The organism is Streptococcus halitosis (genome assembly GCF_027691175.1).
Classification (GTDB): Bacteria; Bacillota; Bacilli; order Lactobacillales; family Streptococcaceae; genus Streptococcus; species Streptococcus halitosis_A.
Genome location: NZ_JAQFBD010000003.1, coordinates 56,290 through 75,063, shown reverse-complemented (window position 1 = coordinate 75,063; position 18,774 = coordinate 56,290). Strand labels below are relative to the sequence as shown.

At 40.5% G+C, this 18,774-nt stretch carries 22 protein-coding genes, 1 tRNA gene and 1 other RNA gene; 22 read left to right on the top strand and 2 right to left on the bottom strand.

What is annotated here, in order from left to right:
* The 3 genes from PG086_RS08060 (at position 1) to PG086_RS08050 (ending at position 2,106) form a co-directional block, all read left to right on the top strand.
* Positions 1 to 74, top strand: a tRNA-Asn gene (locus PG086_RS08060).
* Positions 75 to 340: 266 nt separating this feature from the next.
* Positions 341 to 577, top strand: coding sequence for a sigma(X)-activator ComW (gene comW, locus PG086_RS08055; protein WP_000939505.1), 237 nt, complete (start codon positions 341 to 343; stop codon positions 575 to 577).
* A 242-nt stretch (positions 578 to 819) separates the two neighbouring features.
* On the top strand, positions 820 to 2,106 hold the full coding sequence (locus PG086_RS08050) for an adenylosuccinate synthase (protein WP_084850916.1): 1,287 nt from the start codon (positions 820 to 822) through the stop codon (positions 2,104 to 2,106).
* 480 nt (positions 2,107 to 2,586) lie between these two features.
* Here PG086_RS08050 and PG086_RS08045 read toward each other — a convergent pair whose 3' ends face one another.
* Positions 2,587 to 3,132, bottom strand: a complete 546-nt coding sequence (locus tag PG086_RS08045) for a hypothetical protein (RefSeq protein ID WP_084852949.1) — start codon at positions 3,130 to 3,132, stop codon at positions 2,587 to 2,589.
* Positions 3,133 to 3,397: 265 nt separating this feature from the next.
* Between PG086_RS08045 and tadA the strand changes: the two genes are divergently transcribed.
* The 8 genes from tadA (at position 3,398) to PG086_RS08005 (ending at position 8,694) form a co-directional block, all read left to right on the top strand.
* On the top strand, positions 3,398 to 3,865 hold the full coding sequence (gene tadA / locus PG086_RS08040) for a tRNA adenosine(34) deaminase TadA (protein ID WP_084852950.1): 468 nt from the start codon (positions 3,398 to 3,400) through the stop codon (positions 3,863 to 3,865).
* A gap of 32 nt (positions 3,866 to 3,897) precedes the next feature.
* An RNA gene (ffs, locus tag PG086_RS08035) (signal recognition particle sRNA small type) lies at positions 3,898 to 3,992 on the top strand.
* 59 nt (positions 3,993 to 4,051) lie between these two features.
* On the top strand, positions 4,052 to 4,495 hold the full coding sequence (locus PG086_RS08030) for a dUTP diphosphatase (protein WP_084852951.1): 444 nt from the start codon (positions 4,052 to 4,054) through the stop codon (positions 4,493 to 4,495).
* Entirely contained in the window at positions 4,446 to 5,012 is a 567-nt protein-coding gene (locus PG086_RS08025) for a histidine phosphatase family protein (protein WP_420235661.1), read from the top strand. The genes PG086_RS08030 and PG086_RS08025 overlap by 50 nt, the downstream gene beginning before the upstream one ends.
* A gap of 13 nt (positions 5,013 to 5,025) precedes the next feature.
* The gene (gene radA / locus PG086_RS08020; RefSeq protein ID WP_081021137.1) at positions 5,026 to 6,387 is read left to right on the top strand and encodes a DNA repair protein RadA; all 1,362 of its coding nucleotides are present in this window, start codon (positions 5,026 to 5,028) and stop codon (positions 6,385 to 6,387) included.
* A 72-nt stretch (positions 6,388 to 6,459) separates the two neighbouring features.
* The gene (locus PG086_RS08015) at positions 6,460 to 6,954 is read left to right on the top strand and encodes a beta-class carbonic anhydrase (protein ID WP_247952535.1); all 495 of its coding nucleotides are present in this window, start codon (positions 6,460 to 6,462) and stop codon (positions 6,952 to 6,954) included.
* A gap of 214 nt (positions 6,955 to 7,168) precedes the next feature.
* Entirely contained in the window at positions 7,169 to 8,137 is a 969-nt protein-coding gene (locus PG086_RS08010; protein ID WP_000010177.1) for a ribose-phosphate diphosphokinase, read from the top strand.
* A gap of 119 nt (positions 8,138 to 8,256) precedes the next feature.
* A complete protein-coding gene (locus tag PG086_RS08005; protein WP_000076476.1) occupies positions 8,257 to 8,694 on the top strand; it encodes a CoA-binding protein in 438 nt (145 codons plus the stop codon).
* A 28-nt stretch (positions 8,695 to 8,722) separates the two neighbouring features.
* Here the strand turns inward: PG086_RS08005 and PG086_RS08000 are convergent, their stop codons facing one another.
* On the bottom strand, positions 8,723 to 9,733 hold the full coding sequence (locus PG086_RS08000) for a YeiH family protein (protein ID WP_033605809.1): 1,011 nt from the start codon (positions 9,731 to 9,733) through the stop codon (positions 8,723 to 8,725).
* A gap of 148 nt (positions 9,734 to 9,881) precedes the next feature.
* On the opposite strand from PG086_RS08000, the gene PG086_RS07995 reads away from it, so the two are divergent.
* The 11 genes from PG086_RS07995 to comB all read left to right on the top strand — a co-directional run bounded on the left by PG086_RS07995 (position 9,882) and on the right by comB (position 18,626).
* Positions 9,882 to 11,051, top strand: a complete 1,170-nt coding sequence (locus PG086_RS07995) for a pyridoxal phosphate-dependent aminotransferase (protein WP_045616604.1) — start codon at positions 9,882 to 9,884, stop codon at positions 11,049 to 11,051.
* Positions 11,048 to 11,818 carry a DNA repair protein RecO gene (recO, locus tag PG086_RS07990; RefSeq protein ID WP_270748526.1) on the top strand — a complete coding sequence of 257 codons (771 nt, stop codon included), beginning with the start codon at positions 11,048 to 11,050 and terminating at the stop codon, positions 11,816 to 11,818. The genes PG086_RS07995 and recO overlap by 4 nt, the downstream gene beginning before the upstream one ends.
* Positions 11,815 to 12,807, top strand: coding sequence for a phosphate acyltransferase PlsX (gene plsX / locus PG086_RS07985; RefSeq protein ID WP_270748525.1), 993 nt, complete (start codon positions 11,815 to 11,817; stop codon positions 12,805 to 12,807). Before recO ends, plsX begins: the two co-directional genes overlap by 4 nt.
* Positions 12,808 to 12,812: 5 nt before the next feature.
* On the top strand, positions 12,813 to 13,049 hold the full coding sequence (locus tag PG086_RS07980) for an acyl carrier protein (protein WP_000136435.1): 237 nt from the start codon (positions 12,813 to 12,815) through the stop codon (positions 13,047 to 13,049).
* 443 nt (positions 13,050 to 13,492) lie between these two features.
* Entirely contained in the window at positions 13,493 to 13,636 is a 144-nt protein-coding gene (locus PG086_RS07975) for a class IIb bacteriocin, lactobin A/cerein 7B family (RefSeq protein ID WP_270748524.1), read from the top strand.
* Between the two features lie 17 nt (positions 13,637 to 13,653).
* Entirely contained in the window at positions 13,654 to 13,803 is a 150-nt protein-coding gene (locus PG086_RS07970) for a class IIb bacteriocin, lactobin A/cerein 7B family (RefSeq protein ID WP_001052546.1), read from the top strand.
* A gap of 12 nt (positions 13,804 to 13,815) precedes the next feature.
* A complete protein-coding gene (locus PG086_RS07965) occupies positions 13,816 to 13,992 on the top strand; it encodes a hypothetical protein (RefSeq protein ID WP_000793177.1) in 177 nt (58 codons plus the stop codon).
* A gap of 149 nt (positions 13,993 to 14,141) precedes the next feature.
* Positions 14,142 to 14,297: a hypothetical protein gene (locus PG086_RS07960; RefSeq protein ID WP_000661692.1), complete on the top strand. Its 156-nt coding sequence runs from the start codon at positions 14,142 to 14,144 to the stop codon at positions 14,295 to 14,297.
* 24 nt (positions 14,298 to 14,321) lie between these two features.
* Positions 14,322 to 14,534 carry a hypothetical protein gene (locus PG086_RS07955; RefSeq protein ID WP_061428564.1) on the top strand — a complete coding sequence of 71 codons (213 nt, stop codon included), beginning with the start codon at positions 14,322 to 14,324 and terminating at the stop codon, positions 14,532 to 14,534.
* Positions 14,535 to 15,110: 576 nt separating this feature from the next.
* A complete protein-coding gene (gene comA / locus PG086_RS07950; RefSeq protein ID WP_270748521.1) occupies positions 15,111 to 17,264 on the top strand; it encodes a peptide cleavage/export ABC transporter ComA in 2,154 nt (717 codons plus the stop codon).
* Positions 17,265 to 17,276: 12 nt separating this feature from the next.
* A complete protein-coding gene (gene comB, locus PG086_RS07945) occupies positions 17,277 to 18,626 on the top strand; it encodes a competence pheromone export protein ComB (protein ID WP_270748520.1) in 1,350 nt (449 codons plus the stop codon).
* Positions 18,627 to 18,774: the final 148 nt, after the last annotated feature.

The window sequence follows — 18,774 nt, the reverse complement described above, 5'->3', positions numbered from 1 at the left end:
TCCGCCATAGCTCAGTTGGTAGTAGCGCATGACTGTTAATCATGATGTCGTAGGTTCGAGTCCTACTGGCGGAGTACTGACAAAAAACGTTCAATTGAACGTTTTTTTATGTGACTATTAGTCCGTCTTGCTCCGTCAGGTGAAGTACATAAACGGGTAGTTATGACTTTTAAGTGAAGTAGATAGTTGAAAATCTAAGTCTTAGTTTTTGTACCTATAATTACCTCTTTATTTTATTTTTAGTTCGTTTGGCTTTAAATTCTTCTTTTATAGGATTTGAAGCTTTTTTAATTCCTTTTTTTGTTAGACTAGTGTTAGTAATAAGAAAGGGAATTTTTATATGCTTCAGAAATTTTATGATCGAGCATTCGTCTTTTTGAAACTAGTTGAACAAGAATATGCCTCTTTAGGCCAGAGTTGTGCTGAGTGGGAATCACTTCATCTTCGTTTTTTACTATATTATTTAATCCGATTTAAAATAAAAAGTGACAGGGACTTTTCACTATATCACTTTAAAACAGCTTATCGTCTATATCTAGATGAATTCCTGCAAGGTGGTACAACTCTTATCCAATAAGAAACTCATAAATCATATATCACGAACAATAATCTGTATTGATTTTATATTTTTTAGGATTTTATTTAATTTTTAAGGTTTTGGATTTTGTTATTTACAGAAATCCCAAATCTTTTCTACTGTTTCTTCTTGATAAAAAAGTGTTTTTTTCTTATAATAAGTTGTAAGATATAATTGTGGGTGAAATTCCTGCCATGTATATGAGAAAGGACGAGCTCCTAGTAGCTCAGACGAAATTTATTATGACTTCAGTTGTTGTTGTAGGTACCCAATGGGGCGATGAAGGTAAAGGAAAAATTACAGATTTTCTTTCAGCCAATGCGGAAGTAATTGCTCGTTACCAAGGTGGTGACAATGCAGGCCACACCATTGTTATTGATGGTAAAAAGTTTAAGTTGCACTTGATTCCATCTGGAATTTTCTTCCCTGAAAAAATTTCAGTTATTGGAAACGGTATGGTTGTAAACCCTAAATCACTTGTGAAAGAATTGTCTTATCTGCATGAAGAAGGTGTTACAACAGATAATCTACGTATCTCTGATCGTGCGCATGTTATTTTGCCTTACCACATTGAGTTGGATCGCTTGCAAGAAGAAGCTAAGGGTGATAATAAGATTGGTACTACAATAAAGGGAATCGGTCCAGCCTATATGGACAAGGCAGCCCGTGTAGGTATCCGTATTGCAGATCTTTTGGATAAAGAAATTTTCCGTGAGCGTTTGGAACGCAATCTTGCGGAAAAGAATCGTTTGTTTGAAAAATTGTATGATAGTGAACCTATTTCAGTTGATGATATTTTTGAAGAGTATTATGAGTATGGTCAACAAATCAAGCAATACGTGACAGATACTTCTGTTATCTTGAACGATGCGCTTGATAATGGCAAACGTGTGCTGTTTGAAGGTGCGCAAGGTGTTATGTTGGATATTGACCAAGGTACTTATCCATTTGTTACTTCTTCAAACCCTGTCGCTGGTGGTGTGACAATTGGGTCTGGTGTTGGTCCAAGTAAGATTGACAAGGTTGTAGGTGTTTGTAAAGCCTATACGAGTCGTGTAGGGGACGGACCTTTCCCAACTGAATTGTTTGATGAAGTGGGAGATCGCATCCGTGAAGTAGGTCATGAATACGGTACAACAACTGGCCGTCCACGTCGTGTGGGTTGGTTTGACTCAGTTGTGATGCGTCACAGCCGCCGTGTATCTGGAATTACCAATCTTTCATTGAACTCTATAGATGTTTTGAGTGGTTTGGATACTGTGAAAATCTGTGTGGCCTATGATCTTGATGGTCAACGTATTGACTACTATCCTGCTAGTCTTGAGCAGTTGAAACGCTGCAAGCCAATCTATGAGGAATTGCCAGGTTGGTCAGAAGATATCACTGGAGTCCGTAATTTAGAAGACCTTCCTGAGAATGCACGTAACTATGTTCGTCGTGTAAGCGAGTTGGTTGGGGTTCGTATTTCTACTTTCTCAGTAGGTCCTGATCGTGAACAAACCAATATTTTAGAAAGTGTTTGGTCTTAAGAGATTTTTAAGATTTGTTTAAGATAGGTCGGGTATACTATAGACAGTTACAAGAAGACCTCCTAACTTGTTGTAACAAATATCCTAAACTTTTCTTTTTCATAATAATCTCCCTATTAAGTCACCCCATTGGGTGGCTTTTTTAGTTCATAAGTCCTATACAGGCTTCTACTTGACTTTTTAAGATAAAGAAAAAAACAGTGGGACAGAAATCTGTAGACCAAGTCTTAATTTGATAGACCTAGAACTTCATGGTTTCAACAATTCGGTAGATTGGTTAAGGTTGTGGATAGAGAAAGGAAGTTTTGTTCAAAGGAGCTTTTGAATTTTAAAATACCAACAAACAGTTTAATCTACTAATAAATTATAGGTTTACAACTAAGCAAAAATGAGGTTGGGATTTTTGATCCCAGCCTCTTCAGTGAACTATTTTCTTTAGAATTTATAAGTTAGATAAAACTAAATTTTTTGTAAATTAGCTTATTTGATAACTTGGTTTCCTGATTTGTCATTTTGAATTTGGTTCATTTCGTGCATAAAAACATCTGCTTTCAGTTCATCTGTGATGATACTGACACTTATTAGCTTATTTAGATTTTTCTCATATCCTTCTAAAAAAATAGGATTTCTAATTTTCATGGTTAACTTTGCACAATTAAAGGGACGCTTTTTAATGGTTATTTGTTCGATATCTTGAAGTTTAAATTGATAATGTAATACGCTGAGGCCTCTGCTACTATAGGTATAATATTGAACAGTATTGTTTTTATGAACTTCTAATTTTACTCCATTTATGAAGAGATAATACCCCATAAACCATAGAAGAAGTGGAACATAAATCAGTACAATTGCTATAATAATCTTGTCTGTAAAATCGGTATTATAAGCTATCAGATGCTTTAAAATCCAGAGAATCATAACAGATAAAGATATCATGAATGGTCCCCCTGCTCTATTAAATTGATTTTTATATGGAAACATTAAGGTAAATTTTGGTTTATCCAGTAATAACTCTAATTTCATCATTTACCCTTTCATATTGTTTATTGTATAAATTTCAGTATATTCATCTCTTGAATTTTCTATGTCAGTTATCTCCATTATTTTAAGTTCATGATTTCTGATTTTCTATCAATTTTGCTAATATTATACTCTTTTTAAAACATTATTTCTACAATCCAGCGATTTGATAATATCTAAAGTTAGTCAGTGTAAATATTATAGAGCTCTTTTTTTGTCTAGGAAAACATGCTATAATGATAGAATTGATAAGCAGGAAAAGAGAGAAACTATGGATTATACAGTTGAAGAAAAAGAAGCTTTTATGAGAGAGGCTTTGAGAGAGGCAGAAATTGCTCTGGAACACGATGAAATTCCAATTGGTTGTGTGATTGTCAAGGATGGAGAGATCATTGGTCGTGGGCATAATGCGCGCGAGGAGTTGCAACGGGCGGTTATGCATGCAGAAATCATGGCCATAGAGAATGCGAACGCGAGTGAAGAAAGTTGGCGTCTGCTAGATTGTACGCTTTTTGTGACCATTGAGCCTTGTGTTATGTGTAGTGGGGCGATTGGACTTGCCCGCATTCCAAACGTGGTTTACGGGGCTAAAAATCAGAAATTTGGTGCAGCTGGGAGTCTGTACGACATCTTGACAGATGAGCGTCTCAATCATCGTGTAGAGGTCGAAACGGGAGTTTTGGAGAGTGAGTGTGCAGCTATTATGCAAGACTTTTTCCGAAATCGACGGAAAAAATAATTTCTCTTTAAAAATAGAGGGGAATGTGGTATAATAAATAGTGGAGCAACAGTTCTGCGTGAAGCGGGTCAGGGGAGGAATCCAGCAGCCCTAAGCGAGTGTGAATTGTGTGCTCTTTTTTCGTGCTTTTTTCGAATAAATAAGATAAAATAGCCTAGAATAAATGATTATAGAAAAGAGAAAAAGATGAAAATTCGTGGTTTTGAATTGGTTTCGAGTTTTACAGATAAAAATTTGCTACCGAAGCGTGAGACAGCCCATGCAGCTGGTTATGATTTAAAGGTCGCGGAACGCACTGTGATTGCTCCAGGAGAGATTGTTCTCGTTCCGACAGGTGTTAAGGCCTATATGCAGCCAACAGAAGTTCTCTATCTTTATGATCGTTCTTCAAATCCTCGTAAGAAGGGCTTGGTCTTGATTAACTCAGTTGGGGTAATTGATGGGGATTATTATGGAAATCCTGGAAATGAGGGACATATTTTTGCGCAGATGAAAAACATTACTGATCAGGAAGTGGTTCTTGAAGTTGGGGAACGTGTGGTTCAGGCTGTCTTTGCACCATTTTTAATCGCAGACGGAGATGAGGCAAACGGCGTGCGAACTGGTGGATTTGGATCAACAGGGCACTAAGATGAAGATTATCTTTGTACGTCATGGGGAGCCAGATTACCGTGAGTTAGAGGAACGTTCTTATACAGGTTTTGGGATGGATTTGGCCCCCTTATCTGAGAAGGGACGACAACAAGCTCAGGAACTTTGCCAAAATCCCTTACTACAATCAGCTAACTTACTAGTGACTTCAGCAGTAACGCGAGCTTTAGAAACAGCTTTTTATGTTTCTTGTGCTACTGGCCTCCCTTTGAGGGTGGAGTCTTTGTTACACGAATGGCAGGTTTATGAAAGTGGTATAGAGAATTTTGAAAGAGCTAGATGTCTGTTTTTAGAAAGCAAGGGGGAGTTGCTTTCTAATAGTTCTATTCAATATGAGACAGCTGCGGAGATGAAGTCTCGTTTTCTAGAATGCATGACTAAGTATCGAGAACATCAGACTGTGGTAGTTGTCGCTCATCGAATGCTCATGCGCCAATTTGTACCAGACGAGAAGATTGATTTTTGCCAAGTAATTGAGTGTGAGATAGAAATTTAGAAAGAGGTTTATCATCGCAAAGAAAAAAGCGACATTTGTATGTCAAAATTGTGGGTATAATTCCCCTAAATATCTGGGACGTTGTCCTAACTGTGGGTCTTGGTCTTCTTTTGTAGAAGAGGTTGAGGTTGCAGAGGTCAAGAATGCGCGTGTGTCCTTGACAGGTGAGAAAACCAAGCCTATGAAACTGGCTGAGGTGACTTCAATCAACGTCAATCGAACCAAGACGGAGATGGAGGAATTCAACCGTGTGCTTGGAGGTGGAGTGGTACCAGGGAGTCTCGTCCTTATCGGTGGGGATCCAGGAATCGGGAAATCAACCCTTCTCCTACAAGTTTCAACCCAGTTGTCCCAAGTGGGTACGGTTCTCTATGTCAGTGGGGAGGAGTCTGCTCAGCAGATTAAGCTACGAGCAGAGCGCTTGGGAGATATTGATAGCGAGTTTTATCTCTATGCAGAAACCAATATGCAGAGCGTTCGAGCTGAGGTGGAGCGCATCCAACCAGATTTTCTCATCATCGACTCTATCCAGACCATTATGTCTCCTGAAATTTCAGGGGTGCAGGGGTCTGTTTCTCAGGTGCGTGAGGTGACAGCTGAACTCATGCAGTTGGCGAAGACTAATAACATTGCTATTTTTATCGTAGGGCATGTGACCAAGGAAGGAACCTTGGCTGGTCCACGTATGTTGGAACATATGGTGGATACGGTGCTTTACTTTGAAGGGGAACGTCACCATACCTTTCGTATCTTGAGAGCAGTCAAAAACCGTTTTGGTTCCACTAATGAGATTGGCATCTTTGAGATGCAGTCGGGCGGATTGGTTGAGGTGCTCAATCCGAGTCAAGTTTTCCTAGAGGAGCGTTTGGATGGAGCTACTGGCTCGTCAATCGTTGTGACCATGGAAGGGACCCGTCCGATTTTAGCGGAGGTTCAGGCTTTAGTGACACCGACCATGTTTGGAAATGCTAAGCGCACAACGACAGGACTTGATTTCAATCGTGCAAGTCTGATTATGGCTGTTTTGGAAAAACGAGCAGGGCTTCTCTTGCAAAATCAAGATGCCTATCTCAAATCTGCTGGCGGCGTGAAATTGGATGAGCCTGCCATTGACTTGGCTGTTGCGGTTGCCATTGCTTCAAGCTACAAGGACAAGCCTACCAATCCTCAGGAATGTTTTGTGGGTGAACTGGGCCTGACCGGAGAAATTCGACGCGTGAATCGTATCGAACAACGCATCAATGAAGCGGCAAAACTGGGCTTTACCAAGATTTATGTACCCAAGAATTCCTTGACAGGAATCACTCCACCCAAGGAAATTGAAGTCATTGGTGTGACAACGATTCAGGAAGTTTTGAAAAAGGTCTTTGCATAATCCGTGACAAATCTTCTTAAAAATGATAAGATAGGAGAAATATTTGATTGTCAAATTTTTGAGGAGGGAATCGTGTCGTATTTTGAACAGTTTATGCAAGCCAATCAGGCTTATGTTGCCCTACATGGGCAGTTAAATCTGCCACTTAAACCCAAAACCAGAGTAGCTATCGTGACCTGTATGGACTCACGTCTACACGTTGCGCAAGCTCTAGGTTTGGCCCTTGGGGATGCTCATATCTTGCGGAATGCGGGTGGTCGAGTAACTGAGGACATGATTCGTTCACTGGTGATTTCCCAGCAACAAATGGGGACAAGAGAAATCGTGGTGCTTCACCATACAGACTGTGGAGCTCAAACCTTTCAAAATGAAAGTTTTCATGAACATTTGAAACTCGAGCTTGGAGTTGATGTGTCTGGTCAAGACTTTTTACCATTTCAGGATGTTGAAGAGAGCGTGAGAGAGGATATGCAATTGCTTCGAGAATCTCCACTAATTCCTGATGATGTGGTTATTTCAGGTGCTGTCTATGATGTGGATACAGGAAGTATGAGAGAGGTATACTAACTTTGTCTCGAAAAAATCTCATCCTAGCATAAAATCGATTGTTAAAATGTAGGATTTTTAGTTTTAATATAGCTAATATAAAATAGTATAAAACAAGGGTATAAATGTTTGCTCTTGTTTTATTTTTGATTGAAAAATAAAGGAAAAAGCGCTACAATGGTAGATGGAAAATGTTGTGTAAAAAACAAGTGATACATAAATACCGGAGGAAATCATGTCTTTTTCTGATTTAAAGCTGTTTGCCCTTTCTTCTAATAGAGAATTGGCAGAGCGTGTGGCGCAAGAGATTGGGATAGAGTTGGGGAAATCGACTGTTCGCCAATTTTCAGATGGGGAGATTCAAGTCAACATAGAAGAATCAATCCGTGGAAAACACGTCTTTATCCTACAATCAACTAGTTCACCTGTAAATGATAATTTACTTGAAATTTTGATTATGGTGGACGCATTGAAGCGTGCTAGTGCAGAATCTGTCAATGTTGTTATGCCCTACTATGGCTATGCACGTCAGGATAGAAAAGCGCGCGCGCGTGAGCCAATCACTGCAAAACTCGTTGCAAACATGCTAGAAGTTGCTGGGGTAGATCGTTTGTTGACGATTGATTTGCACGCTGCACAGATTCAGGGATTCTTTGATATTCCTGTAGATCACTTGATGGGTGCTCCATTGATTGCGGACTATTTTGAACGTCGTGGCATGGTTGGCTCTGACTACGTGGTTGTCAGTCCAGACCATGGTGGGGTGACTCGTGCTCGTAAATTGGCGGAGTTTTTGAAAACTCCGATTGCGATTATTGACAAACGCCGTAGTGTAGACAAGATGAATACCAGTGAAGTGATGAACATCATTGGTAAAGTAGAAGGTAAGACTTGTATCTTGATTGACGATATGATCGATACAGCTGGAACTATTTGTCATGCAGCGGACGCTCTTGCTGAAGCAGGTGCTGTTGAAGTATATGCAAGCTGTACGCACCCAGTTCTTTCTGGGCCAGCTATGGACAATATCCAAAAATCAGCTATTAAAAAATTGGTTGTTTTGGATACCATCTACCTACCAGAAGAGCGTTTGATTGATAAGATTGAACAGATCTCTATTGCCCACCTCTTAGGAGATGCCATCGTTCGTATCCACGAAAAGCGTCCTCTTTCTCCTCTATTTTGTATTGAGAAAAAGATTTAATCTTTCACTTGAAATAGATCGTTCTCCTAGCAAGTTTCTTTTCTTGCTAGGAGATTTTTATAGTCAAAATCTGCAAGCCTTTTCAAAATATGCTATACTGAGAAAAAAGGAGGATCTCTATGAGTCAAGAATTTATCAATCCAAGTGATGGTGTAATCCGTCAGTATCTGGCGACCAGTAAAACGTTAGCGGTAGTGGGTTTGTCTGACCGTGAGGAAACAACTAGTAATCGAGTAACCAAGGAAATGCAAGCTCGGGGCTATAAAATCATTCCAGTTAATCCCAAGGCTGCAGGTGGGGAAATCTTGGGAGAAAAGGCTTATGCGAGTCTAGCTGAGATTCCTTTTCCTGTGGACATTGTCAATGTATACCGACGTAGCGAGTTTTTACCAGATGTGGCGCGTGATTTTCTCAAGGCTGATGCCAAGATTTTTTGGGCGCAATTAGGACTTGAAAATCTAGAAGCGGAAGAAATCTTGCGTGCTGGAGGATGCGATGACATCGTGATGAATCGCTGTATCAAGAGAGAACATACTCGCTTAATTCTTGAGAAATAAAAAGGTAGCCATGGGCTACCTTTTTGTATTATAAAGTACCAATCAATGCTTGCATGCCAAGACTGGTGAGGATGATAGCAATCCAGCAAAGAGCTCCGAGGACAATAGATTTGCCACTGGATCTAACCATGGCAATCAGATTGGTTTTGAGACCGATAGCACTCATGGCCATGATGATAAAGAATTTAGAGAGTTGTTTGAGAGGGGTAAAGAAGCTACTAGACACACCGAGAGAGGTGAGAAGAGTCGTTAAGAGAGAGGCTAGGATGAAGTAAAGGATAAAAAGTGGGAAAACTTTTTTCAGTTGTACGCCTTGTTTATTTTCTTGTTGGCGACTTTGCCAGTAGGAGAGGAAGAGAGTGATGGGAATGATCGCTAAGGTGCGCGTGAGTTTAACAATGGTTGCCGATTCGAGGGTATTGGTCTGGTAAAGACTGTCCCAAGCACTAGCTGTTGCCGTTACAGAAGAAGTATCATTGACCGCAGTTCCTGCAAAGAGAGCAAAGCCGTCATTAGATAGGTGAAGCCAGGTTCCTAGAGTTGGAAAGATGAGCGCAGCCAAGATATTGAAGAAAAAGATAACGGAAATGGCTTGGGCAACTTCTTTTTCCTTGGCATGGATAACGGGCGCTGTCGCAGCAATGGCAGAACCACCACAGATAGAAGAACCCACTCCAATCAAGGTAGCCAGTTTTGTGTCTAGTGCAAAGAAACGCTGGAAGAGGTAGGCGACAATCAAGGAAATTGAAATCGTTGATAGGATGACAGGGAGTGAAGTTTGTCCGACTGCAAAGACTTGCGAGATATTGAGACCAAAACCAAGTAAGATAACAGCATACTGGAGTAATTTTTTGGAACTAAAGGTCAAACCGGCATCTAGTTGTTTGTAGGGGGAGAGCCAGGGGTGTAGGAGCATTCCTATAAAGATTGCAAAAACGGGTGCACCCACGACGGGGAAAAGTCCTCCTAGAAACCAAGAAATGATAGAAATGAGAAGGCAGGCCAAGATGCCTGCTCCATTTTTTGATAGAAATGACATAAAAACCTCCAATCATAATCTGTTACCATTATAGACCTGTAAACAGGAAAAGTAAAATAGAAAGTGGAAAGATATTATATAATGTATTTTTGCGGTCGGGGGGCTTTTGTAGTATAATAGAGATACGTTTTGAGAGTAGGAGGTATCTATGGACTTAACTAAGCGCTTTAATAAACAATTAGATAAGATTCAAGTTTCGTTGATTCGTCAGTTTGACCAGGCTATTTCGGAGATTCCTGGGGTCCTGCGTTTGACCTTGGGGGAACCTGATTTTACAACGCCAGATCATGTTAAGGAAGCGGCTAAGCGGGCCATCGACCAGAACCAATCCTACTATACAGGGATGAGTGGTCTGTTAACATTACGTCAGGCAGCCAGTGATTTTGTAAAAGAAAAATACCAGCTAGATTATAATCCTGAAAATGAGATCTTGGTTACAATTGGGGCGACAGAGGCTTTATCGGCTACTTTGACAGCTATTTTGGAAGAGGGAGATAAGGTGCTCTTGCCAGCTCCTGCCTATCCAGGTTATGAGCCGATTGTCAATCTAGTTGGGGCAGAGGTTGTCGAGATTGATACGACTGAAAATGGTTTTGTCTTGACTCCTGAGATGTTGGAAAAGGCTATTTTGGAGCAAGGCGACAAGCTCAAGGCGGTCATTCTCAACTATCCAGCCAATCCGACAGGAATTACCTATAGTCGGGAGCAGTTGGAAGCCTTGGCAGACGTTTTACGCAAGTATGAGATTTTTGTTGTCTGTGATGAGGTTTACTCAGAATTAACCTATACAGGCGAAGCCCATGTATCTTTGGGAACTATGCTGAGAGATCAGGCTATTATTATCAATGGTTTATCTAAGTCTCATGCTATGACAGGTTGGCGTTTAGGCTTTATCTTTGCTCCTGTGGCCTTTACAGCTCAGTTAATCAAGAGTCACCAGTACTTGGTAACTGCCGCAAACACTATGGCTCAACATGCTGCGGTGGAGGCTTTGACGGCGGGTAAAAACGACGCGGAGCCTATGAAGAAGGAGTACATCCAGCGTCGTGATTATATTATCGAGAAAATGACTGCTCTTGGTTTTGAGATTATTAAACCAGACGGTGCCTTCTATATCTTTGCTAAGATTCCTGCTGGCTACAATCAAGATTCCTTTGCTTTTCTGAAGGATTTTGCTCAGAAGAAGGCTGTTGCCTTTATCCCTGGTGCCGCCTTTGGACGCTACGGAGAAGGCTATGTTCGCCTATCTTATGCAGCTAGCATGGAGACTATCAAAGAAGCCATGAAACGACTTGAGGAGTACATGAGAGAAGCATGATTCAGTCTATCACGAGTCAAGGCTTGGTGCTCTACAATCGTAATTTTCGTGAGGATGACAAGTTAGTCAAGATTTTTACCGAGCAGGCTGGCAAGCGCATGTTTTTCGTCAAACACGCTGGTCAGTCCAAACTAGCTCCGGTTATTCAGCCCTTGGTGTTGGCGCGATTTCTCTTACGAATCAATGATGATGGGCTCAGCTATATCGAGGACTACCATGAGGTGATGACCTTTCCTAAGATTAATAGTGATCTCTTTGTCATGGCTTATGCGACCTATGTTGCTACTCTTGCAGATGCTAGTTTGCAGGATAACCAGCAGGATGCTCCCTTGTTTACTTTTTTGCAAAAGACTTTGGAGTTGATGGAAGAGGGTTTGGATTATCAGGTTTTGACCAATGTTTTTGAAATTCAAATCTTGACTCGATTTGGAATTAGTCTCAATTTTAATGAGTGTGTTTTTTGCCATCGGGTTGGTCAGGCTTTTGACTTTTCTTTCAAATATGGAGCCTGCCTCTGCCCAGAGCATTATCATGAAGATGAGAGACGTTGCCATCTCAATCCCAATATCCCTTATCTACTCAATCAATTTCAAGCCATTGATTTTGAGACCTTGGAGACCATTTCGCTCAAGCCTGAAATCAAGCAAGAGCTACGCCAATTTATGGATCAGCTCTACGAAGAATACGTGGGGATTCACCTAAAATCAAAGAAATTTATTGATTCCCTAGCAGACTGGGGACAATTACTAAAAGAGGAAGACAAATGAAAAAAATCGCAGTAGATGCTATGGGGGGCGATTATGCACCTCAAGCTATCGTTGAGGGTGTCAATCAAGCCCTGACTGACTTTTCAGATATTGAGGTTCAACTCTATGGAGACGAAAGTAAAATCAAGCAATATCTAACAGCGACAGAACGTGTCAGCATTATCCATACGGATGAGAAGATTGATTTTGATGATGAGCCTACAAAAGCTATTCGTAAGAAGAAAAATGCCAGTATGGTATTGGCAGCCAAGGCTGTCAAAGAGGGTGAAGCAGACGCTGTCCTCTCAGCTGGGAATACAGGTGCCTTGTTGGCTGCAGGATTCTTCATTGTAGGTCGTATCAAGAATATCGACCGTCCTGGACTCATGTCGACCTTACCGACCATTGATGGCAAAGGCTTTGACATGCTAGACCTTGGAGCCAATGCGGAAAATACAGCCCATCATCTGCACCAATACGCTGTTTTGGGTTCCTTTTATGCGAAAAATGTTCGTGGGATTTCGAGACCACGTGTTGGTTTGCTCAATAATGGAACAGAGAGTAGCAAGGGTGATCCCCTTCGTAAGGAAACCTACGCCTTGCTAGCAGCTGATGAAAGCTTGAATTTTGTCGGAAACGTGGAAGCGCGTGATTTGATGAATGGCGTTGCGGATGTTGTTGTGGCAGATGGTTTCACGGGAAACGCTGTGCTCAAATCTATTGAAGGGACAGCCATGGGTATCATGGGCTTGCTTAAGACAGCTATCACAGGTGGTGGTCTTCGAGCGAAACTAGGTGCTCTTCTTCTCAAGGATAGCCTTAAAGGTTTGAAAAAGCAACTCAACTATTCAGATGTTGGTGGAGCGGTCTTGTTTGGTGTTAAGGCACCGGTTGTCAAGACTCATGGCTCAAGTGATGCCAAGGCTGTGTATAGTACGATTCGCCAGATTCGTACCATGCTAGAAACAGACGTAGTCGCCCAGACTGCGCGTGAATTTTCAGGAGAATAAAAAAGATGACAGAAAAAGAAATTTTTGACCGTATTGTAACCATTATCCAAGAGCGACAGGGAGAAGACTTTGCCGTAACAGAGGCCTTAAGTTTGAAAGACGATCTAGATGCGGACTCAGTGGATTTGATGGAGTTTGTCTTGACACTAGAAGATGAATTTGGTATCGAAATCACTGATGAGGAAATCGATCAACTTCAAAGTGTAGCGGATGTAGTAGCAATTATTAAAGATAAAAAATAGCCAAAAGCAACATGCAAGTCATGTTGTTTTTTTATTTGCGGAAAAAAGAGAAACTTTTAGTAGAAATTGCGAATAAAGAGATGAGAAAGAAAAAGGAGGAACGTTTATGTATGTGACCGGTTTTTATCCGTGGTTTATTAAGTGGTTTTTAAAATAAAAATGAATAAGTTGCTTATTTTTGAATTGTTTTGCGAATGGATAGGTAAGGAAAAAGGGAAGGAGATTACGCGATGTATTTACCAATCTTATTGCCATGGTTGATCAAATGGTATTTAAAATAAATGAAATTTACCTGTTCATTTTAAATTACTTCTCGAATAGATAAGTGAGAAGAAAAGAAAGGAGAGAAAAAATGATTTCAGTTATTTTTCCAATCTGGTTTTTAAAATGGTTTAAAGCCTAGAAATCGTAAACTAAAAAAATAAAAATAAAGGAGAAAAAAGATGACAAACTTTGACAAAATGGAACAGAACTTTGTAGCTCTTACAGAAGAAGAGTTGACGGATGTGAATGGGGGGTCGGTTACCGCTGTAGTTGTAGGAGGTGTCTTACTAATTGGTGGTATTGCTTGGGGCTATTTTATGTAATAATAAGGAGAGAAAAAATGAATTTAAATAAATGGACAGAATTGACAGAAGAAGAATTGATGAATACAGAAGGTGGCTTAATTACTATAGCCATGATTGCTGGAGGAGTAGCAATTTTCCTTGGTGGTCGATTAATTGGTCAAGATTTAAAACGTAAATTTGGATAAAAGTAGACTTGTATGAAAAATCTAAAAAATGTAATGGGAGCAGTTCTAATTATTTTTGGAGTGCTTTGCATATTGGGAGATTTAAATGTAATCACCTTTAATGTTGAAAAATATTTCCAAACAGAATTAGTTGTTCCGATCCTTATTTTGATGATGAGTTACTTGGATTTAGCTAAAGACAAGGTTTAAAGAGAACTATTTTTAGTGTATGGCAACTGCTATTGAATAGTCATCTTTTAGTTATTATCAATGAAATAAGAACTAATTTAGGAATAGTAGGGATTTTGGTTGGAGTAGCTATTGGATTAGCCAGTATTATTTAAAAAGGAGAGAGAAAAATGAAAGAAATGGATAAAAAATTTGATATCATGACAGAAGAAGATTTGGCTCTTACTGAAGGAGGCTTCATTGTAACTACTTCCACAGCAATAGCTTGGGGTGTATTAGGAGTAGCTGCTTATATGTATGGGCGTTATCTAGGAAGTAGACGTTAATCTAAATATAGAAGGAAATTAACTATGAATCGTAACCTAAATCTCAATACATTGTTACCTAAGCTAGCCACTATACTTCCTTTGTTAGGAATAGGTCTTAATCTTACGCTTCATCTAATTCGTACGGGTTCGCTAGTATCTTTTGATTGGCAATGGAGTTTAATAGGTTTGATTGTTGCAGGCTATTTTGGTATTTTTTGTAAGGATTTGAAGAAAAATAATCAAAACTATAAATGATGAATCTGAATGGAAAGGATTTTGTGCATGTAAATGGCGGAGTTTTTCCATCTTGTTTTATCCAGAGACCTATCCGATTCTGCTTAGTTTGTTTTATGGAGGATACAAGTATAAAACAACAGATAGTAAGATTGGGAATTGATGGAACATCAGATTGGAGTTTGAGATGAAAGTCGTTCAATTACTACAAAAAGCTTAACCAGAGTTTATTGTATTGTTTAGCTCTATAGCTTATCTAATGATTAGAATTGTGGCTAATATAAACAAAATAAATCTACCTACGTAGTTTGAATATTTTGACATGCCTAAGATTTCATCATTCTTGATGACATTTATCTTACTTTATAGCAATATCATTTCAGAATAGTTTATTTCTAGGCATACATTTTTTAACGGTTACTTTAAACAGGCAGAACTTTTGTTCTGCTTTTTACATTTAAATGATAGTTTATGCTTTTTAAAGTGCGTTTTAGGCGCGAAAATGGTTTATTTGGGAATATTCTCCTGTTTTTATCCTTATTTGGTTAAAATAATCTTACAAATTTTTAAAGAGATTGTTAGAAAAAGGAGAAGGATATGAAATTTAGGAAAAGGCACTATCGTCCACAGGTGGATCAGATGGATTGTGGCGTGGCTTCCTTGGCTATGGTCTTTGGTTGCTACGGTAGTTATTACTCCTTGGCTCATCTACGAGAGTTGGCCAAGACGACTATGGATGGGACGACGGCTTTGGGACTTGTAAAGGTGGCAGAGGAGATTGGGTTTGAGACGCGGGCTATCAAGGCGGATATGACGCTCTTTGATCTGCCAGATTTGACCTTTCCTTTTGTGGCCCATGTGCTCAAGGAAGGGAAGTTACTCCACTACTATGTGGTGACAGGTCAGGATAAAAAGCACATTCATATCGCTGATCCGGATCCTGGTGTCAAGCTGACCAAGATTTCCCGTGAGCGTTTTGCGCAAGAGTGGACAGGAGTCAGTATTTTTATGGCGCCATCTCCAGACTATAAACCCCATAAGGAGAAAAAACAGGGGCTCCTATCCTTCTTGCCTATTTTACTCAAACAGCATGGCTTAATTACCAATATCGTCCTAGCGACACTCTTGGTAACACTGATTAACATTGTAGGTTCTTATTATCTGCAGTCCATCATTGATAGTTACGTGCCAGACCAAATGCGCTCGACACTGGGTATTATCTCTATTGGGCTGGTCATCGTCTATATCCTCCAGCAGATTTTGTCTTATGCCCAGGAATATCTTCTACTAATCCTTGGGCAACGCTTGTCGATTGACGTGATTTTGTCCTACATCAAGCATGTTTTTCACCTGCCGATGTCCTTTTTCGCGACACGCAGGACAGGAGAAATCGTGTCTCGTTTTACAGATGCCAATAGTATCATCGATGCGCTGGCATCGACCATTCTGTCGATTTTCCTAGATGTGTCGACGATTTTGATTATCTCGCTGGTCTTGTTTTCACAAAATATAACGCTCTTTTTCATTAGTCTGCTTGCACTTCCCATTTATACAGCGATTATCTTTGCCTTTATGAAGCCTTTTGAAAAGATGAATCGGGACACTATGGAAGCCAATGCGGTTCTGTCTTCTTCTATCATCGAGGACATCAACGGCATTGAGACCATTAAATCTTTGACCAGTGAGAGTTCGCGCTATCAAAAGATTGATAAGGAATTTGTGGCTTATCTGAAAAAATCTTTTACCTATAGTCGGGCAGAAAGCCAGCAAAAGGCACTGAAAAAAGTTGCCCAGCTCCTGCTCAATGTTGCCGTTCTCTGGCTGGGAGCTATTCTTGTCATGGATGGGAAAATGAGTTTAGGCCAGCTGATCACTTATAACACCCTGCTCGTTTACTTTACCAATCCTTTGGAAAATATCATCAACCTACAAACCAAACTTCAGACAGCGCAGGTTGCCAATAACCGTCTAAATGAGGTTTATCTAGTAGCTTCGGAATTTGAGGAGAAGAAAACGGTAGAAGATTTGAGCATGATGAAGGGAGAGATGACCTTTAAGCAGGTTCACTACAAGTATGGCTATGGGCGTGATGTCTTGTCGGATATCAATTTGACCATTCCCAAAGGTTCTAAGGTGGCTTTTGTGGGGATTTCAGGTTCGGGTAAGACGACCTTGGCCAAGATGATCGTTAATTTCTACGATCCAAGTCAGGGAGAGATTAGTCTGGGTGGTGTCAATCTCAATCAGATTGATAAAAAATCCTTGCGCCAGTACATCAACTATTTGCCTCAACAACCCTATGTCTTTAACGGAACGATTTTGGAGAATCTTCTCCTTGGAGCAAAGGAGGGGACGACTCAGGAAGATATCTTACGGGCAGTTGAATTGGCAGAGATTCGGGAGGATATTGAGCGCATGCCCCTGAATTACCAGACAGAATTGACTTCGGATGGGGCTGGAATTTCTGGTGGGCAACGGCAACGAATCGCTCTGGCGCGTGCTCTCTTGACAGATGCGCCTGTCTTGATCTTGGACGAGGCGACCAGCAGTTTGGATATTTTGACAGAGAAGCGAATCGTGGATAATCTCATGGCTTTAGACAAGACCTTGATTTTCATCGCCCACCGCTTGACCATCGCTGAGCGGACAGAAAAGGTTGTTGTTCTGAATCAGGGCAGGATTGTCGAAGAGGGTACCCATGCAGACTTGCTTGCACAGGATGGCTTTTACGCCCATTTGGTGAATAGCTAGAAAGAGGAGAAGATGAAACCAGAATTTTTAGAAAGTGCGGAGTTTTATAATCGTCGTTATCATAATTTTTCCAGTCGGGTGATTTTACCTATGTCACTTCTGTTCGTGTTTTTACTGGGATTTGCAGTTTTTGCAGAGAAGGAGATGAGTTTGTCTACCAGAGCCACTGTCGAACCTAGTCGAATCATTGCCAACATCCAGTCGACCAGCAATCAACGCATTGTGGCCAATTATCTGGAAGAAAACAAACTAGTCAAGCAAGGGGACCTACTCGTTCAGTACCAGCAAGGGGCAGAGGCAGTCCAGGTTGAAGCATACGCCAGTCAATTGGAGATGCTAAAGGATCAAAAAAAGCAGTTGGGATATTTGCAATCTAGTTTGAAAGAGGGGAGTGATCAATTTCCAGAGGCGGATAAGTTTGGTTACCAGGAGATGTTTCGAGATTATCTCAGCCAAGCGAATGGTATCAGGAGCAATGTTTCTCAGCAAAATGAGACCATCGCGTCCCAGAATGCAGCAGCTAGTCAAACCCAAGATGAAATCGGGAACCTCATCAGTCAAACAGAAGCTAAAATCCGAGCCTACAAAACGGCTAAGTCAGCGATTGAAAAAGGAGATCAATTGGATAGTCAGAATCTAGCCTACTCTTTTTATCAGACCTATAAAAATCAAGGTGAAGAAGATCCGCAAGCTAAATCGCAAGTTATTGCGCAAGTGGATGCTCAAATTGCCCAGCTAGAGTCCAGTCTAGCTACGTATCGTGTACAGTATGCGGGTTCAGGAGCTCAACAGGCTCATGCAACGGGACTGGATAGTCAACTGGAATCCCTCAAGTCTCAGCACCTAGTCAAAGTCGGCCAGGAATTAACCCTTTTGTATCAGAAAATTTTAGAAGCAGAGTCGGGTAAGAAAGTCCAAGGAGGTCTGCTGGACAAGGGGAAAATTACAGCAAGTGAGGATGGGGTGCTTCACCTCAATCCTGAGACTAGTGAATCTACGATGGTCGCAGAAGGAACCCTGCTAGCCCAACTCTACCCATCCTTGGAAAAAGAAGGGAAAACCAAACTCACAGCCTATCTCAGTTCAAAAGATGTTGCTAGAGTCAAGATTGGGGACTCTGTCCGTTATACAACGACTAATGATGCCAAGAATCAAATTTTCCTGGATTCCAGGATTACAAGTATTGATGCGACAGCTACAAAGACTGAACAAGGAAATTTCTTTAAAATCGAGGCGGAGACTAATTTAACTTCAGAGCAGGCTACAACACTTCGCTATGGTTTAGAAGGCCGCCTGCAGATGATTACAGGAAAGAAAAGCTATCTCCGTTATTTTTGGGAGCAATTTTTAAATAGAGGGTAATATTCGTGTTTTTCAGAGGATAAATGATTTTAAAACTGTAAGAGAAGCTTATCTTGCAGTTTTTCTTTATGCTTAAAATAGGAAAACGTTATTTATTCGTAAAAATATTGAATTTTTCATACTTTTGTGGTAGAATGTGCTCAAGTAA

What these genes read in the sequence shown, in the direction of transcription:
- comW (WP_000939505.1), top strand. Translation starts at nt 341, where the DNA reads ATGCTTCAGAAATTTTATGATCGAGCATTCGTCTTTTTGAAACTAGTT.
- PG086_RS08050 (WP_084850916.1), top strand. Translation starts at nt 820, where the DNA reads ATGACTTCAGTTGTTGTTGTAGGTACCCAATGGGGCGATGAAGGTAAA.
- PG086_RS08045 (WP_084852949.1), bottom strand. Translation starts at nt 3,132, where the DNA reads ATGATGAAATTAGAGTTATTACTGGATAAACCAAAATTTACCTTAATG.
- tadA (WP_084852950.1), top strand. Translation starts at nt 3,398, where the DNA reads ATGGATTATACAGTTGAAGAAAAAGAAGCTTTTATGAGAGAGGCTTTG.
- PG086_RS08030 (WP_084852951.1), top strand. Translation starts at nt 4,052, where the DNA reads ATGAAAATTCGTGGTTTTGAATTGGTTTCGAGTTTTACAGATAAAAAT.
- PG086_RS08025 (WP_420235661.1), top strand. Translation starts at nt 4,446, where the DNA reads ATGAGGCAAACGGCGTGCGAACTGGTGGATTTGGATCAACAGGGCACT.
- PG086_RS08010 (WP_000010177.1), top strand. Translation starts at nt 7,169, where the DNA reads ATGTCTTTTTCTGATTTAAAGCTGTTTGCCCTTTCTTCTAATAGAGAA.
- PG086_RS08005 (WP_000076476.1), top strand. Translation starts at nt 8,257, where the DNA reads ATGAGTCAAGAATTTATCAATCCAAGTGATGGTGTAATCCGTCAGTAT.
- PG086_RS08000 (WP_033605809.1), bottom strand. Translation starts at nt 9,733, where the DNA reads ATGTCATTTCTATCAAAAAATGGAGCAGGCATCTTGGCCTGCCTTCTC.
- PG086_RS07995 (WP_045616604.1), top strand. Translation starts at nt 9,882, where the DNA reads ATGGACTTAACTAAGCGCTTTAATAAACAATTAGATAAGATTCAAGTT.
- recO (WP_270748526.1), top strand. Translation starts at nt 11,048, where the DNA reads ATGATTCAGTCTATCACGAGTCAAGGCTTGGTGCTCTACAATCGTAAT.
- plsX (WP_270748525.1), top strand. Translation starts at nt 11,815, where the DNA reads ATGAAAAAAATCGCAGTAGATGCTATGGGGGGCGATTATGCACCTCAA.
- PG086_RS07980 (WP_000136435.1), top strand. Translation starts at nt 12,813, where the DNA reads ATGACAGAAAAAGAAATTTTTGACCGTATTGTAACCATTATCCAAGAG.
- PG086_RS07975 (WP_270748524.1), top strand. Translation starts at nt 13,493, where the DNA reads ATGACAAACTTTGACAAAATGGAACAGAACTTTGTAGCTCTTACAGAA.
- PG086_RS07970 (WP_001052546.1), top strand. Translation starts at nt 13,654, where the DNA reads ATGAATTTAAATAAATGGACAGAATTGACAGAAGAAGAATTGATGAAT.
- PG086_RS07965 (WP_000793177.1), top strand. Translation starts at nt 13,816, where the DNA reads ATGAAAAATCTAAAAAATGTAATGGGAGCAGTTCTAATTATTTTTGGA.
- PG086_RS07960 (WP_000661692.1), top strand. Translation starts at nt 14,142, where the DNA reads ATGAAAGAAATGGATAAAAAATTTGATATCATGACAGAAGAAGATTTG.
- PG086_RS07955 (WP_061428564.1), top strand. Translation starts at nt 14,322, where the DNA reads ATGAATCGTAACCTAAATCTCAATACATTGTTACCTAAGCTAGCCACT.
- comA (WP_270748521.1), top strand. Translation starts at nt 15,111, where the DNA reads ATGAAATTTAGGAAAAGGCACTATCGTCCACAGGTGGATCAGATGGAT.
- comB (WP_270748520.1), top strand. Translation starts at nt 17,277, where the DNA reads ATGAAACCAGAATTTTTAGAAAGTGCGGAGTTTTATAATCGTCGTTAT.